Below are 14193 nucleotides of genomic sequence, written 5' to 3'. Positions count from 1 at the left end.
CGATGACGACGTCAAACTCCATCGATTCACGTTCGATGTGTTCCATGTAGGACTCCTCATATTACTATTCGGTGGCAACCATAATCATATGATTGGGTGCTGCCATAAGTGTTCTTGGTTCCTAGACACAAAAATGCTGGTGTCTTTGATAATCTGGGCTAGTATAGTTTTAAAGCCGGTTTTAGCCAATTGGCTGAAACATATTATTTTTCCGTCATTAAGGTCTTCTTCTATGGATAAGCCAGTACCCAGCACAAATCCGACGAAAAAAGTAACTTATCCCGATGATAAAAATTTAATGGATATCGCACAATACTTAAAAGATGCACAGGGCAGTCACAAAAGGTCAATACCCCCTTTGGAGCAATGGCAGCCAAAGCATTGTGGCACAATGGATCTCAAGGTTTTAGCCAACGGCGAATGGTGGCACGAAGGTCAATTGATCAAGCGTCAGCCGATGATTGACCTGTTTGCAACGGTGCTCTGGAAAGAAAACGATAAATTCTATCTAAAAACACCAGTAGAAATGATTGAAATCGAAGTTGAAGATGAACCTTTATTTGTCAATCAGGTCGATCAGGTTGAAATTAATGGAAGGATTTATCTGCAACTGGGCACGACCACGCAAGACCTGATTGTTGTTGATGCTGAACATCCAATCTTTATGCGTGAATACAAAGGTGAGTTGCGGCCTTATGTGCATGTGCGTTTTGGGATTAATGCCCTGATTCAGCGTGCGGCATTTTTACATCTGGTCGAGATGGGAGAGCTTGATGAAAATCCGGCAGGCGAAACCGTTTTAAGTTTGAAAAGTGGTGATTTAGACTTGCATTTGAGCACCTGAGGTTTAAGCTTGATCGCTAGAAATTTCAAACAAGCTACCTGCAACGTTATGAGCGCTATTCAACCAATTTCCCAGTTATTAGACCCGATGCCCAATGCCACGGCAGATGCGCCTATTGGCATTTTTGACTCAGGCGTAGGCGGCTTGTCAGTCGCCCTGGAAATTGCCCGCCATTTGCCCAATGAGCGCTTTGTCTATTATGCGGATACTGCGCATGTGCCTTATGGCCCGAGAGATGATCAGGAAATTCGTGCCTTGACGGCTCAGGCGATTGAATGGCTTTATCGTCAAGGTTGTAAAGTTGCGGTGGTGGCGTGCAATACTGCTTCCGCTTTTAGTCTGGATTATTTGCGTTACTATTATGGTGAAAACTTTCCGATTATCGGTTTAGTACCCGCGCTTAAACCGGCAGTCTTGAATACCCAGTCGAAAACTGTGGCGGTATTGGCCACGCCCGCGACCTTCCGCGGCCAGCTGATTAAAGATGTGATTTCCCGTTTTGCCGAACCGGCTCAAGTCAAAGTCCTGCCTGTGACCAGTCTGGATCTGGTGCCTTTTGTTGAGGCTGGAGAGCAGATGAGTGCAGCCTGTTTGCAGACATTAAAAGAGATTTTACAACCAGTTGTGGATCAAGGCGCTGATTATTTAGTATTAGGATGTACACATTACCCCTTCCTAAAATCGTCAATTCAGTATATTTTTGGTCAAAAGCTGACATTAATTGACTCAGGATTCGCGGTTGCAAGACAAACGGCCCGAATTTTAATTAAAAATGGGTTATTATTTGAGCATGAGTCTAAAGAAAGCGTGAAAATTGAATTGGTGGTGAGTGGGCAGAATGCTGAACAGCTCCGACCGATTTTGCAGCATCTGATTCCGGCCGATTTAAAATGGCAGGTCAGTAATATGAGTGCAGTTTAAAACTCATTTTTATAATTTAAAAAGAAAGATATTTTGATTCTGGGGTGGCCATATTGGGTAAAGAAGCATGTGATGATGCATTTTTTACGCAAATGTACAGGAGAAGAGGATAGCCCATGCTGGATAAACGGTACCAAGTGTTCATCTCAACCTCGGGGGCAGAAATGCAACCGGAGCGTATCATTCTGTCTCAAACACTGGTAGGAATGGGGTTTTTCTCGTGGGGACTGGAACAGCGTACACCGCTGAATACTGCATTTGCACGCCGCCAGATTGATGACTGTGATTATGTCGTGATTCTGCTGGGAAGCCAGTATGGGGAGCAGTCGGTATCGGGTGTCGGCTATATGCATCTCGAATATATTTATGCAGTGACCAAGCAAAAACCGATTATTGTGTTTATGCATGATGATCCGGCATCACGTGAAAGTGCATTGCATGATGCCAAACCGGAATTACAGGAAAAATTCAAGGAATTCCGTCAACTGTTACAGCAGGAAGTGGATCAGGTTTTTACTTACCGCAGCCTGCGCGATCTGGAAATGGCAGTGCGTTTTAACATGCCACAAATGCTGGAGCGCTATCCGGTGACCGGCTGGGTGCGTCCGCAAAACACCCAGGCGCTGCATGACGAGATTGATCAGCTGAAAGCTAAAGTGGCGCAACTGGAACGCGATGGCGGAACTGCAGAAGTCGATCCATTCCTGAGCCTGCCCAAAGTGGCGATGCATGAAATTTTTTCTTTTGAATACCGGATGCATGCTTATCAGGATGGTAATTTTAAAGAAATCAAAGTCCATAAAAAACTGACTTGGGCACAATTGTTGGCGTTATTGGGTTCAACTTTTGTCAATCCGACCCCTGAGGAATTTTTCTCGAAGCGCATGAATGAATATCTGAATGAAACCGGTCTGCAGGATGCACGGGTACAGATGCCGCGTGCACATGCAGTGGCGCGTGCCCAGATGAATATCCGTGCCTTGCATAGTTTAAAAATTCAAATGCGCCAGAATGACTGGATTGTGCCATCCGGTCGTGATGACCGACAGCGCATGCTGTGGCAGATCACGCCAAAAGCGCAAAAATTGCTGGACAGCAGCTTGCTGGATTTAGATCGCACTTTTCAATATAAGTCAGCGTATTAATCCATAGAGAGAATAAATAAAAAGCTGTTAAAGTACAGGGGTTGATATCCTGACGGACGAACTGAATGTATTCTCCTGCTAAAGCGAAAGTGACGATTATATTGGCAAACTTGGGCACACCAGATGAGCCTACGATTCCAGCGGTACGCCGTTTCCTCAAGCAGTTTTTATCTGACCAGCGTGTGATTGAAATTCCCAAACCGATCTGGCAAATCATTCTGCGCTTATTCATTTTGCCCTTCCGTCCAAAGCGGGTAGCACAGGCCTATGCGCAAGTATGGGGACAGGATTCGCCGATGCGTGAAATTCTGTTTGAGCAGGTCGCAGCAGTCAAGACGCATCTCACCCAGCTGTATCCGCAGTTTGAGCTGAATGTGGTACCCGCCATGACCTATGGCAATCCCAACATTCAGGATGTCTTGGCACAAGTCTCCGCGCAGCCACAGGAACACGTAATTCTATTTCCCCTGTTTCCCCAATATTCAGCCACGTCGACCGCACCTCTATACGATGCGGTGGCGAAATGGGTGGTTCAACAGCGCAATTTACCCGGTTTGACAGTGATCCGGGATTATTATCAACATCCTTTATTTATCCAGTCGCTGGCTCAAAGTGTACGTGACTATCAGGCAATTCATGGTAAGCCAGAAAAATTGTTAATGTCTTTCCACGGCATTCCACAGCCCTATGCCGATAAAGGCGATCCTTATGCCGACCGTTGCCGCATAACTGGTAAGCTGTTAGCTAAAGCCCTGGGTTTAAGCGAAGATCAATATGCGATCAGCTTCCAGTCACGGTTTGGCAAGCAGGAATGGATCAAGCCCTATACCGATGTTTTGCTTGAAGATTGGGCGAAACAGGGGGTGAAATCAATTCAGGTGATGAGTCCGGCATTTTCCGCGGACTGTCTGGAAACGCTTGAAGAGCTGGCAATTGAAAATGCCGAGGCTTTTAAAGCACTCGGCGGTGAAAGCTATAGTTATATTCCTGCTTTAAATAGCCGTGAAGATCATTTGCGATTGCTCAATAGTCTGCTACAGGCTAATCTGGATGCATTGACACAGACACTTGCTCATTAACTTGCCCGAGGTTTTTCACCCCATGTTACAAGTCAAAATTGTTCCGGTTACTGCATTTCAGCAAAACTGTTCCATCATTTGGGATACGGACACCAAAGAAGCCATTTTGATTGATGCGGGTGGTGAGCCGCAAAAACTGCTAGCGGCGGTTGACGAGCTAGGGCTGAATGTCAAAGCACTTTGGCTGACTCATGGCCATCTGGATCATGCGGGTGCGGTTGGAATTTTGAAAAAGCTCTGGCAAGTCCCGGTCATTGGCCCACATAAAGAAGATGCGTTTTGGCTGGACATGATTCAGGAAGTTTCGGCACGTTATGGCTTTCCTATTCCAGAAAAAGTGGACGTTACCCAATGGCTTGAAGGCGGAGAAGTGTTAAAGCTGGGCGATGAAGAATTTGAAGTCCGTTTTGCACCAGGTCATACGCCGGGTCACGTGATGTTCTATAACAAAAATTATGACTTGTTATGGACAGGTGATGTCTTGTTCAAAGGCTCAATCGGGCGGACTGATTTCCCGCGTGGCAATCATCAGCAGCTCATAGATTCAATTCAGCGTGAATGTTTTAGCCTGCCGGATGAAACCCGATTTATTTCAGGACATGGTCCGATCAGCACCATTGGTTTTGAAAAGCAGCATAATCCTTTTGTTGCAGGTAAAGCGGGTTAAAAGCGTAAATAAAAGACCAACATAGTTTGGTCTTTTATTTTTATTCTGAAAAGGGATTATTGCGAAGTTGTCGCGTTTGCATGTGTATGAGCCAAGCGGCAAAAGCAAAAAGCACACCCAATACAATAAATAAACTATCTTGTTGGAAAATGCCGACTCCCAAAGAAAGAAGTGCGAGTAGACCAACCCCAATTAATATGACTCTTAAAATAATATAACCCATATTATTGCTCTAAAAATAATGTGAAAATTTAGAGTAGAACAATAATACTAAGGCTTTATGAATGATGTTAATTCGTGTTGCTTTATCTAAGTAATTTTATAAAACTCATATGATTTATTTACTTAATTTCGACAAGATTGTACTTTCGGACATAAGTCTCGACAGGTAAGACATTTTATTCTTCGCTGTTGTCGGCTTGTGGTGCATCCTGGGTAGGCAAACTATATTCCTCATTGGCCCAAGCCCCCAGATCAATCATTTTGCAACGTTCTGAGCAAAAAGGACGGAATTCATTATCTTCCCATGTGGTCAGCTTGCCACAGCGCGGACAGTTTAAAGTGGTAGGCATGACAATAACTCCAAAGAAAAATAAAGGTTCGATTAGGCAAATATAGCCGCACTTGTTAGACTTATGCGGTTTTTATTAGTTTGATCTGATTATGCCGATTCGTCAATTTCAAGCACAGCGTATGCATGCGCCCCGTGATTTTCAAAGCATCAGTCCTGAACCGGTCTGTGTCGAAGTGGGAGCGGGTAAAGGTAAACATGCCTTGTTATTCAGCAAGAACAATCCCGACACTCAACTGATTGCAATTGAACGTACCCGTGAAAAATTTCTGGCGATGCAAAAACAGCATGCTGTTGAGGGTCAAACTAATTTACAGACCGTTCATGCCGATGCTTTACCGTGGATCGTGCATGCACTGTATCCGCAGCAGGTAGAACAATTCTTTATTTTATATCCAAATCCTGAACCGCATAATCCGGCACAGCGCTGGGTCAATATGCCATTTTTTGAGTTTCTGCTTTCCCGCCTGAAAATCGGTGGAACGATTACGCTGGCCAGTAATATTCCTACTTATATCGAAGAAGCAGAAACACAGGTGCGAGAGCTCTGGAAGCTGCCTTTTGTCAAAGAAGTGATTGCTGCAGATTCGGCACGTACCCATTTTGAAATTAAATATCTGGAACGTGGCGAATTATGTCAGCAACTGATCATCAGCAAGCCTGAAAGTTATGTAACGCGCTTTGATGATTTCCAGCCTTTACAAGGGCAGAATGCCACCGTCGCGGAATAAGCAGATGAGCAAACGCATTGCTATTGTGGGCGCAGGCCCCGCAGGCTTAATGGCGGCAGAAGTGCTCAGTCAGTTTGGTTATGAGCTGCATGTCTATGAGCAAAAACCGTCTGCTGCGCGTAAATTCCTGATGGCAGGCAAGACCGGTCTGAATATTTCCCATGCTGAGCCTGTGCCACAGTTTGTACAACGTTATGATCAGGTGGAGTGGTTGTCTCCCTGGATCAAACGCTGGGATGCACTCTGGATTCAAGACTGGATGAAGCAGCTCGGCATTGAGCCTTATATCGGTTCATCCGGCCGGGTATTTCCCACAGAGATGAAAGCCGCGCCCTTGCTGCGTGCCTGGCTCAAGCGTTTGGCCAGTGATGGCATTCAGTTTCATTACCGGCATAAAGTCAGCCAGTTGCAGCAGCAACAGTTCGAACTGCATGATCTGAAAAATAATGAATACCGCATTGAAGATTTTGATGCCATTATTCTGGCTTGTGGCGCAGTGTCTTGGTCAGCGTTGGGTAGTGATGGGGCATGGCAAGCCTGGCTGAAACCGGATGAAATTGAGCCATTTCAGGCCAGTAATGCTGGAGTGGAATATCCTTGGTCTCAGTTTATGCAGCCAGTCTTTGGTCAACCTTTAAAGCGTGTCGAGGCATGGGTTGGGCAAGGTGAAAAAACCATTGGCGATATCGTGATCAGTCATTATGGTCTGGAAAGTGGTCTGATCTATAAGCAGGGTCGTGGCTTACGCGAGCAACTAAAACAGGGGCAGCCTATGCAGCTGCATCTGGACCTATTCCCAAATCAAAGCATCGAACAGCTTGCACAAAAATTACAGCCAAGTAAGAAGCAGTCTTTAAGTAATGTCTGGCGTAAAGCCGGATTGGACGGTGCCAAGGCGGCCTTAGTACGGGAATTGGTAGCCAAAGCGGTATGGCAAGATGCTGCTGAATTAGCCAAAAAAATTAAACATTTGACCCTTCCACTCACAGGTTTCCGCCCGATTGAAGAGGCGATTAGCTGTGCAGGTGGTGTCAAGCGTGAAGTGTTGTCAGAACAGCTACAATTGAAATCTAACCCACATGTATTTCTTTGCGGAGAAATGCTGGACTGGGATGCACCGACCGGCGGTTATCTACTGACAGCCTGTTTTGCCACAGGGCGTGCAGCGGGTGAAGGTGTGCATCAGTTTCTGACAGCAGACTAAGTCATTTTATAGCTAGGATGATCTAGTATTTATACTGAATGCAGACTCAACAGATCCGGCCTTGTTCATTCACGCTGTTTTAAAGCTGCCAGTTCAGCTTAGATTATTTTTGTATTTTATCTAAGCTGTGTGCCAATCTAGCATCCTAGACTATTCCTTCACTTGCCGGGAAGCTGGTTCTTTCTTGGCGAGATCCGGATATTGCGAACGCCAGCGTTCCAGTTGTTCTTGGGCGTGTAGATATTTCCCTAGACCTTTGACATTCTCACTGGCTTCATTCACGGGTGTAGCTTGAGTCTTGGGAGTATTGAGCAATTGGTCCTGATGTTCCCAGTATTGATACATTAAGCCCTGAATATAACGGCCCTGTTCGGTTTTCAGTTCTAAAGCCTTCAACATATTCAATGCTGACTGGACATGATCACGCTGACGTTGCTGGACAAATTCTTCTGTCATATTTTCATCATCGCGCATGCTGTTTAATTCTTTTTCCAAGTCGCTGCTCATTTCCTGAAAGCGCTGTTCATAATCTGTCAATGCAGCAATATCATGCGGATCATCAGCAGTTTTAGGGAAGTCTTTCAGTGGCTCGGTTTTCAGTTCCTGCATGACTTGATCTGAAGCCGTATTATCTGTTGTCGCTTCAGTCGGAGTTTCGGTCGTTTTCTGGTCACATGCCATCAGCAGCATGGCCGCAGCGAACAACAGCGTTCGTGTCATTCCTGGTATTTTATGCATGATCGCCTCCTGTTTTTAATTACTTTTCTTGAACACATAGATATGGGTGACATAAGGAAAATCGATCATTTCCTCTGCGCTTTTGGCTGTATATTGCTGGATGATCTGTTCAAATTGTTGTTTTAACTGTGCCTGCTGCTGTTCAGGCATGGCTGCAATAAAACTGGTCGAGAGCAGCCGCTTGGATACCACCTGCTCGACACTGCCATGCTGTTGCTGGGTCATTGTGGTTTCTGCATAGGGCTGAAATAGCGTTTGCTGTGCAAAGACCTCGCGCCAGGTGCCGCTATGATAGCGCGGCGTATCGCCTTCCAAGGGGGCAATACAATCGGCCAAGGCCTGAACCCAGTTGATCCGAGTATCGCGCTGATTCCAAATTAACACCAGATAACCCTGCGGTTTGAGTACCCGATCTAATTCTTGTAAGGTAGCAGAATCGGCAAACCAGTGAAATGACTGTGCACAAAATACCGCATTCAGGCTATGATCAGGCAGGGGAAGTTGATGGCTAACGCCTTCAATTGCATGAATGTCCGGATGCGCCTGTTTTAATTGAGCCAGCATTTCCGGGACAGGATCAATTGCGATAATGTGCTTACTGAGCGGGCGTAAATAGGGGATAAACTTGCCGGTGCCGCTGCCCAAATCCAGAAGATGCGCATCTACAGGCAAAGCCAGCGTTTCACTCAGCCATTGGCTGATTTCTGCCGGATAGTCGGGACGCACTTGCTGATAGAGCTCAGCCGACGCACTAAAACCCCGTTTTGCTGCAGGATGTAATGATTGTGTCATATTTTGCGCTTTTTAATCTTTTTGATCGATATAAAATAGCATATTCACTTTTTTGACAGCGTTCATTGACTGAATTGTTGTGGAAGGGTTCGATTTACCAGCACGGGAAAGTTATGGACAAGCAGATTGTTTTTGAAGATGAACATATACGCGCGATTTTTATGCCGGGCTCTTCTTCAGAACTGATTTTTTCATTTGGCGATTTGATTACCCGTGCCAAGGGCCTCAACATCAATGCAGAAAAGTCACTGGCGAAATTCGAGTTTAATGTGCTTGGTATTATGCCCAAGCATAAATCCTGGTTTCCGCAAGGTTCCATGTGGAACATGTTGCAAGCCATCGCAGATCTGATTGCGCCGTTTCAGCAGCGTATTGCGTATGGCGGTTCGATGGGTGGCTATGCCGCGATCAAATATTCCCGTGCCTTGGGCGTGCAACGGGTGGTGGCGATGGTGCCGCAATATTCGATTGATCCGGAAGATGTACATGATGCCCGCTATAACATGTTCTATCAGCCAGAGCTGAATGCCAATATGCGGGTTGCGGCCGAAGATATCGACAACGCCTGTGAATATATTATTGTGTATGATCCCTACTGTGCCGAAGATCGTGCCCATTATCTGAAATTAGAGGCACTAATCCCACATCATCATGTGCTGCATTTGCCTTTTACCGGCCATGATGCGATCGCAGTTTTGGCCAGTTCCGAATTGCTCTATGACTTTTTGGTACATGACTATGAGCCGAGTTATTTCTACCAGAAAATGCGTCGGGTCAAGAAAAACAGCAAGTTCTATTATCGTAAGGTGATTGAAAATGTCTTGCCACGACACCGCATGGCTTTGGGGCACATTCTGAAAAATAACGATCTGCAACTGGATAACCAGTTTTTTGATGCCAGCCAGAAACAGGTGATTTTGCGGGAACTGTTACGCAATAAACAGGTTGATCAGCATGACCTGCTCAAACTGGGCATTCATGTGAATTTGCCGCAGGAAAATCGTCAGTTGCTGTTGGACCAGTATGGGCATGGTCTGGTATTTAATGTCATCAGCCATAAAATCGAAAGTTATGCAGAAGGCGCAATTGCCCTGAACCATAAATTCCTGATTCCGATTTATGCCAAAGGTAATGGCTTATTGAGCATTAACCTGAATGATGAACGTTATCTGGTGGTGATGAACGACCGGCATATCATGAAACTGATCAAGGAACAGGATGAGCTCAGTCTGGGTATGCACCCGATTTTAATGAAGCGTTATAGCGATTTTTATATGTTTAGCTATAAGCAGCTGAATCTGAGTACCAATGAGTATGGTGCTGCTGCTTTTATCAACGATAGTGACAAAAATACGCAGTTTGTGACGCACAGCGAGATAAATTAAATAAAATTTTTATAAAAAACAATTACTTGACTTGTGATGAGCTTGGCATAATATAGAGATAAGCGGTATAAATAATAAACCAATTATATCGTTCCCGATGGTTGAAACGAAGAAGGGGATCTCTATGATGCAAGCGACTCGGATGATGCAAGTATGTTTTATCTTCGGTTTGATTCTACCTAATCTGGCACATGCAGAAACTGTGCATCCTGCAGTGATCATGGTCAGTGCGTCCATCATCTTTATGATTATTCTGTCCGTGTATGTGGTGTATCGTATCCGCAAGTCACTACGTAATCATATGGATAAACCGCTGGATTAATTGCATCAGGCTGGAAACGGGTTGAAAAGACTCAATGACTTGTTTTAAATGACAGACATAAATTGTCAAACAGGATTGAGGGAAAAGCCATGAAAGCCGTTTATTTAGACTATGCTTCTTTAGACCAGCAGGATTTAGACTTTCAGGCACTGCATGCCGCATTTGATCCACTGGTTTTGTATCCGGCGACCTCGGCTGCCGAGATTGCATCCCGTGTAGCTGATGTCGATGTTATCATTACGAATAAGGTGATGATCGATGCAGCTACGATTCAGCAATGCCCTCAACTCAAACTCATTTTAATCTCTGCAACCGGCACCAATAATGTCGACCTTGAGGCGGCCAAAGCGCAAGGGATCGTCGTGTGTAACTGTCAGGCTTATGGCACTTCGGCAGTCGCGCAGCATACCATCATGTTGATGCTCAATCTGGCGACTTCATTCCTGTCTTATCAACGTGCGTTACAACAAGGCGAATGGCAAAAAGCCAGCCAGTTCTGTTTGCTGGATGCGCCGATTGTCGAGCTGGCCGGAAAAACATTGGGCATTGTCGGTTATGGCGAACTGGGCCATGCGGTGGCGAAACTGGCCGAAGCCTTTGGCATGAAAGTGCTTATTGCCGCGCTGCCAAATCGTCCGGCGGATGCATCCCGTATCCCATTTAGCGAGCTGCTTGCTCAAGTCGATTTTTTAACTTTGCATTGTCCACTCACTGAAGATACCCGACATTTAATCAGTCATGCTGAACTGGAGACAATGAAAAGCAGTGCATTTTTAATTAATTGTGCGCGTGGCGGGATTGTTGATGAAGCGGCATTGGCTGAGGCTCTGCGTGCAGGCAAGATTGCTGGTGCTGCGACCGATGTTTTAACGGTAGAGCCGCCGAAACAGGGCAATGTGTTACTTGATTCAACGATTCCCAACCTGATTGTGACACCGCATAATGCGTGGGGCAGTGTTGATGCACGACAACGGATTGTGGATCAGATGGTGGAAAATGTAGCAGCATTTAAACAGGGTCAGCCGATTCGACAGGTCAATTCATAGATCGCGTCGATACAAGGTAATAGTTTTATTTTCTAAAAATTAAAAAAGCCCATCACGGGCTTTTTTTATAAATCGGTTACCGCATAACTGGTAGCTGAGCTGGACTGGGGTTGAGATTGCGTCGTGCCTGGAGTTTGTGTCGCACTCGACTGACTCAGAGGCTGCTGCACGATAGGTGCCTGCTGTGAATTGCCACGCCAGACTTCTTTGGTCTGCTGGATTTTCTGACCGGTTTGTTGGGCTGCCTGAGTTGCACCCTGATCTACTTTTTGCAGTGTATCAGAGGTTGCAGATTTGGTATTGCTCCAGGCCCGGTCTACCCCCGGCTTGATTTTGGCAATGCCTTTTTCCGTTGCTTCACCGACTTTCTCGGCAGTATTAATCACGCCTTCCTGTGCTTTATAAGCAAAGACATGCAGCAGGTTCGGATTTTCACCATAAGGCTTAACCGGTTTAGCAGACTGAGTCGTGGTTTGTGCAAATGCTGGAACAGAAAGCATCAAAGCTGTCGTTAAAATAATTGGGGTTTTGATATTCATTATGGATCGACCTCGAATTCGTCTAAGTGCGGTCTGAGTTTGTTTTTCAGTGTAACGGATAATTGGTCAAAAACAATGAATATCCTGTGAAGAGTGCAGAGCTTTCAGGTTGATCTGTGCCGAAATATTGTAATTTTTAAAGAAAGGGCAGTAGAAATTAGCCCAAGTGTCGAATTGATTTTTAGCAAAATAAAAGCCCTGTTCTTAGACTAGAAACAAGGCGATCTTTTTAATCACATTGTGTCAGGGCATCTTTGGCGAAATGTTCGCGTAAGCTGACAAAGTTCTTCTGTACCCCTGCATCGTGCAGGTCAAATTTTTGTGCAGTGCTAGTACCGTCGCGCTGGAAAGTCGCTGAGCCGGCATCGATTAGAGTCATGCCTTTAAATGACCATTGTTCAATGACACGGTTATTGCCAATATCACCGGTGAATTCAATCACGCATTTATCGAGGAATTTGGTCAGTTTGGCCTTGTTGTTGGTCGTAGCTGGAACCACTTCGAGGTTTTGGACTTCCTGTAAGACGCCAACCTGAAGCTGTGGGATTTTTGGTGCAGAGGTACAGGCTGAAAGGGCAATACTCGCAAGACCCGTCAAAATAAGAGCTTTAAATTTCATATGATTCTTTCTTGTTGAGTGTTGTTGAGATGAGTATAGGGAATTGTGAAAAGGATGACCATAGTATTCACGATTTTAGAATGATGGATTTAGGTCATTTAATACGGTGTTTATAGTTGAAATTTTTCTCTAAAGAATCTCAATAAATTCATAGCTCTCAACAATTTTTTCAAATGTTGGGTGAGTACTAATGTGCTTCATTACTTTTAAACTAACAAACTGCTTAATATGTAGTTTTTCAATTTCAGGAAGTAAAGATTTCTCTAAACGTATACGGTAACTTTTTTTGTCTTCGTCAACGATAGTTATTTTTCCAGATATATCTAGTGTTTGTATGGCTCCAGAGATTTCGCATATCAATGGTTCTTTAATTTCCAAATCATTCAAAAAGTTTAATGCAGCTTCGATTTTTTGTGAATTTCCTACCCAGTAATGATTTTTGTTATGATGAGAATCCCAATTTAGTTCAAAGTCTAAATTATTACTTTTTAAAGCTGATAGCATGGACTTGATACTTTTTATCCCTTTATTCCCCATCATTGAGAAAATCTCCTGATTATTTTCAGGGTTTTCTAATGCTTGAAAAAATGAGAACCAATAAGTGAGAGTATTTTGAGATAGACTCCATCCGAACAAGTCGGGCTGAATATCTAAGCTAATAATAAATTTGGTTGAACCCGATACAATATTTGCTAAGCGAAGATCTAACTCGGACTGGTTAACAAAATCAGCATGTTTTTTAGGGGTTTTTATCTTCGTAGAAAGTGTAATTAAACTTTCAGCTAAACCTTTTGATAAGGCTGCATGTAGCATTAAAGGGAGTGAGCCATTATGAGCTTTATCACCTACGAAGCGAACTTCTAAAATTTCTTTTTCTCTGCGAAGTTGCAGATCATAAAGTTGCTTTCTAAGGCTATCTAAATGTTCTTTAAAAGAATCGATAGATGCGACTTTAAAGCGATCATTTTTATCTAAGGTTTCACTATCTTTTTTTATTATTTTTTCAGCTAAATGTATTTGTTCTTCAAGAGTAGTGATGTTCATTTGGATTTACTCGAATTTGAATGAAACCTTTAGCTTCATATAATTGATTGAAACTAAAACGACTACGCCAATAGTGATATTTATCCTCATCGCTCATGTAATTAAAATAAAGATCACACCCATATCGAGCGCGAATTGTATTACGATTTACTAGGAGTGAGAGTAAATCATTATATTTTTCGGCAGATAATTTATTAAGATCTTCTTGATTCAGAAATAAAACTATATCAATGTCGCTAGGATGAGGTTTTTTTGAACACATTGAGCCATCAATCCAAATGATCATTTCTACACGATATGCTTTTAGGTCTTGGATTAATACTCTTAAGCGATTACATAGATGTGAACGTGTTCTTTTTTCTTCAAATGGGCTGAGAACCATTTTTTCCAAACTTTCCAAAGATATCTTATGAATACCGGGCTCTAGGAGACAAGGATAAATTACTTTTCCATCAGATAGTCTTTTGGGGTCTCTCTCAATATTTTCTGTAAAATTATTGTCTATCATTTTGATTTTTTATTAAAAATACAATTATTTATATCATA

Annotated in this window: 18 protein-coding genes; 10 read left to right on the top strand and 8 right to left on the bottom strand. The window is 43.9% G+C overall.

Annotation, left to right across the window (positions count from 1 at the left end; genetic code table 11):
- The first annotated feature begins 232 nt into the window (after positions 1-232).
- The 5 genes from Q9R21_RS12305 to Q9R21_RS12285 all read left to right on the top strand — a co-directional run bounded on the left by Q9R21_RS12305 (position 233) and on the right by Q9R21_RS12285 (position 4656).
- Entirely contained in the window at positions 233-844 is a 612-nt protein-coding gene (locus Q9R21_RS12305) for a DUF1285 domain-containing protein (protein WP_180087200.1), read from the top strand.
- A 48-nt stretch (positions 845-892) separates the two neighbouring features.
- A complete protein-coding gene (gene murI, locus Q9R21_RS12300) occupies positions 893-1765 on the top strand; it encodes a glutamate racemase (RefSeq protein WP_243475138.1) in 873 nt (290 codons plus the stop codon).
- A gap of 116 nt (positions 1766-1881) precedes the next feature.
- On the top strand, positions 1882-2910 hold the full coding sequence (locus tag Q9R21_RS12295; protein WP_005267549.1) for a DUF4062 domain-containing protein: 1029 nt from the start codon (positions 1882-1884) through the stop codon (positions 2908-2910).
- A 65-nt stretch (positions 2911-2975) separates the two neighbouring features.
- Complete coding sequence (hemH, locus tag Q9R21_RS12290; protein ID WP_311204595.1) at positions 2976-3989, top strand: ferrochelatase; 1014 nt, start codon at positions 2976-2978, stop codon at positions 3987-3989.
- Between the two features lie 22 nt (positions 3990-4011).
- The gene (locus Q9R21_RS12285) at positions 4012-4656 is read left to right on the top strand and encodes an MBL fold metallo-hydrolase (RefSeq protein WP_311204594.1); all 645 of its coding nucleotides are present in this window, start codon (positions 4012-4014) and stop codon (positions 4654-4656) included.
- 40 nt (positions 4657-4696) lie between these two features.
- Here Q9R21_RS12285 and Q9R21_RS12280 read toward each other — a convergent pair whose 3' ends face one another.
- Positions 4697-4879 carry a hypothetical protein gene (locus Q9R21_RS12280; RefSeq protein WP_004278555.1) on the bottom strand — a complete coding sequence of 61 codons (183 nt, stop codon included), beginning with the start codon at positions 4877-4879 and terminating at the stop codon, positions 4697-4699.
- Between the two features lie 175 nt (positions 4880-5054).
- A complete protein-coding gene (locus tag Q9R21_RS12275; RefSeq protein ID WP_004278554.1) occupies positions 5055-5228 on the bottom strand; it encodes a DNA gyrase inhibitor YacG in 174 nt (57 codons plus the stop codon).
- Positions 5229-5313: 85 nt separating this feature from the next.
- Here Q9R21_RS12275 and Q9R21_RS12270 point away from each other — a divergent pair, with 85 nt between their 5' ends.
- Together Q9R21_RS12270 and Q9R21_RS12265 are read left to right on the top strand one after the other, a co-directional pair.
- The gene (locus Q9R21_RS12270; protein ID WP_311204596.1) at positions 5314-5958 is read left to right on the top strand and encodes an SAM-dependent methyltransferase; all 645 of its coding nucleotides are present in this window, start codon (positions 5314-5316) and stop codon (positions 5956-5958) included.
- 4 nt (positions 5959-5962) lie between these two features.
- Positions 5963-7162, top strand: a complete 1200-nt coding sequence (locus Q9R21_RS12265; RefSeq protein WP_311204593.1) for a TIGR03862 family flavoprotein — start codon at positions 5963-5965, stop codon at positions 7160-7162.
- Between the two features lie 150 nt (positions 7163-7312).
- Here Q9R21_RS12265 and Q9R21_RS12260 read toward each other — a convergent pair whose 3' ends face one another.
- Both Q9R21_RS12260 and Q9R21_RS12255 read right to left on the bottom strand, forming a co-directional pair.
- Positions 7313-7900: a hypothetical protein gene (locus Q9R21_RS12260; RefSeq protein ID WP_085064964.1), complete on the bottom strand. Its 588-nt coding sequence runs from the start codon at positions 7898-7900 to the stop codon at positions 7313-7315.
- Positions 7901-7915: 15 nt separating this feature from the next.
- The gene (locus tag Q9R21_RS12255; protein WP_311204592.1) at positions 7916-8692 is read right to left on the bottom strand and encodes a class I SAM-dependent methyltransferase; all 777 of its coding nucleotides are present in this window, start codon (positions 8690-8692) and stop codon (positions 7916-7918) included.
- A gap of 113 nt (positions 8693-8805) precedes the next feature.
- Between Q9R21_RS12255 and Q9R21_RS12250 the strand changes: the two genes are divergently transcribed.
- From Q9R21_RS12250 to Q9R21_RS12240, 3 genes are all read left to right on the top strand, one after another.
- Positions 8806-10077, top strand: coding sequence for a hypothetical protein (locus Q9R21_RS12250; RefSeq protein WP_044111796.1), 1272 nt, complete (start codon positions 8806-8808; stop codon positions 10075-10077).
- 124 nt (positions 10078-10201) lie between these two features.
- A complete protein-coding gene (locus Q9R21_RS12245; RefSeq protein WP_081400832.1) occupies positions 10202-10399 on the top strand; it encodes a hypothetical protein in 198 nt (65 codons plus the stop codon).
- A gap of 89 nt (positions 10400-10488) precedes the next feature.
- Positions 10489-11445 carry a 2-hydroxyacid dehydrogenase gene (locus Q9R21_RS12240; protein WP_311204591.1) on the top strand — a complete coding sequence of 319 codons (957 nt, stop codon included), beginning with the start codon at positions 10489-10491 and terminating at the stop codon, positions 11443-11445.
- Positions 11446-11510: 65 nt separating this feature from the next.
- On the opposite strand, the gene Q9R21_RS12235 is transcribed toward Q9R21_RS12240, so the two are convergent.
- The 4 genes from Q9R21_RS12235 to Q9R21_RS12220 form a co-directional block, all read right to left on the bottom strand.
- Entirely contained in the window at positions 11511-11984 is a 474-nt protein-coding gene (locus tag Q9R21_RS12235; protein ID WP_311204590.1) for a hypothetical protein, read from the bottom strand.
- Positions 11985-12213: 229 nt separating this feature from the next.
- Positions 12214-12603 (bottom strand): hypothetical protein, encoded by a 390-nt coding sequence (locus Q9R21_RS12230; RefSeq protein WP_278357532.1) that lies wholly within the window; start codon positions 12601-12603, stop codon positions 12214-12216.
- Positions 12604-12732: 129 nt separating this feature from the next.
- On the bottom strand, positions 12733-13647 hold the full coding sequence (locus Q9R21_RS12225) for a hypothetical protein (RefSeq protein WP_278357531.1): 915 nt from the start codon (positions 13645-13647) through the stop codon (positions 12733-12735).
- On the bottom strand, positions 13628-14155 hold the full coding sequence (locus tag Q9R21_RS12220; protein WP_311204589.1) for a DUF6932 family protein: 528 nt from the start codon (positions 14153-14155) through the stop codon (positions 13628-13630). Before Q9R21_RS12220 ends, Q9R21_RS12225 begins: the two co-directional genes overlap by 20 nt.
- Between the last annotated feature and the right edge of the window lie 38 nt (positions 14156-14193).

It is taken from the genome of Acinetobacter sp. RG5 (genome assembly GCF_031844265.1).
Lineage (GTDB): Bacteria > Pseudomonadota > Gammaproteobacteria > Pseudomonadales > Moraxellaceae > Acinetobacter.
This window is presented reverse-complemented; position numbering and strand designations above follow the sequence as displayed.

Bases quoted from the DNA above. Each gene is read 5' to 3' on its own strand.
- Q9R21_RS12305 (WP_180087200.1), top strand. From the start codon at position 233: ATGGATAAGCCAGTACCCAGCACAAATCCGACGAAAAAAGTAACTTAT.
- murI (WP_243475138.1), top strand. From the start codon at position 893: ATGAGCGCTATTCAACCAATTTCCCAGTTATTAGACCCGATGCCCAAT.
- Q9R21_RS12295 (WP_005267549.1), top strand. From the start codon at position 1,882: ATGCTGGATAAACGGTACCAAGTGTTCATCTCAACCTCGGGGGCAGAA.
- hemH (WP_311204595.1), top strand. From the start codon at position 2,976: ATGTATTCTCCTGCTAAAGCGAAAGTGACGATTATATTGGCAAACTTG.
- Q9R21_RS12285 (WP_311204594.1), top strand. From the start codon at position 4,012: ATGTTACAAGTCAAAATTGTTCCGGTTACTGCATTTCAGCAAAACTGT.
- Q9R21_RS12280 (WP_004278555.1), bottom strand. From the start codon at position 4,879: ATGGGTTATATTATTTTAAGAGTCATATTAATTGGGGTTGGTCTACTC.
- Q9R21_RS12275 (WP_004278554.1), bottom strand. From the start codon at position 5,228: ATGCCTACCACTTTAAACTGTCCGCGCTGTGGCAAGCTGACCACATGG.
- Q9R21_RS12265 (WP_311204593.1), top strand. From the start codon at position 5,963: ATGAGCAAACGCATTGCTATTGTGGGCGCAGGCCCCGCAGGCTTAATG.
- Q9R21_RS12260 (WP_085064964.1), bottom strand. From the start codon at position 7,900: ATGCATAAAATACCAGGAATGACACGAACGCTGTTGTTCGCTGCGGCC.
- Q9R21_RS12255 (WP_311204592.1), bottom strand. From the start codon at position 8,692: ATGACACAATCATTACATCCTGCAGCAAAACGGGGTTTTAGTGCGTCG.
- Q9R21_RS12250 (WP_044111796.1), top strand. From the start codon at position 8,806: ATGGACAAGCAGATTGTTTTTGAAGATGAACATATACGCGCGATTTTT.
- Q9R21_RS12245 (WP_081400832.1), top strand. From the start codon at position 10,202: ATGATGCAAGCGACTCGGATGATGCAAGTATGTTTTATCTTCGGTTTG.
- Q9R21_RS12240 (WP_311204591.1), top strand. From the start codon at position 10,489: ATGAAAGCCGTTTATTTAGACTATGCTTCTTTAGACCAGCAGGATTTA.
- Q9R21_RS12235 (WP_311204590.1), bottom strand. From the start codon at position 11,984: ATGAATATCAAAACCCCAATTATTTTAACGACAGCTTTGATGCTTTCT.
- Q9R21_RS12230 (WP_278357532.1), bottom strand. From the start codon at position 12,603: ATGAAATTTAAAGCTCTTATTTTGACGGGTCTTGCGAGTATTGCCCTT.
- Q9R21_RS12225 (WP_278357531.1), bottom strand. From the start codon at position 13,647: ATGAACATCACTACTCTTGAAGAACAAATACATTTAGCTGAAAAAATA.
- Q9R21_RS12220 (WP_311204589.1), bottom strand. From the start codon at position 14,155: ATGATAGACAATAATTTTACAGAAAATATTGAGAGAGACCCCAAAAGA.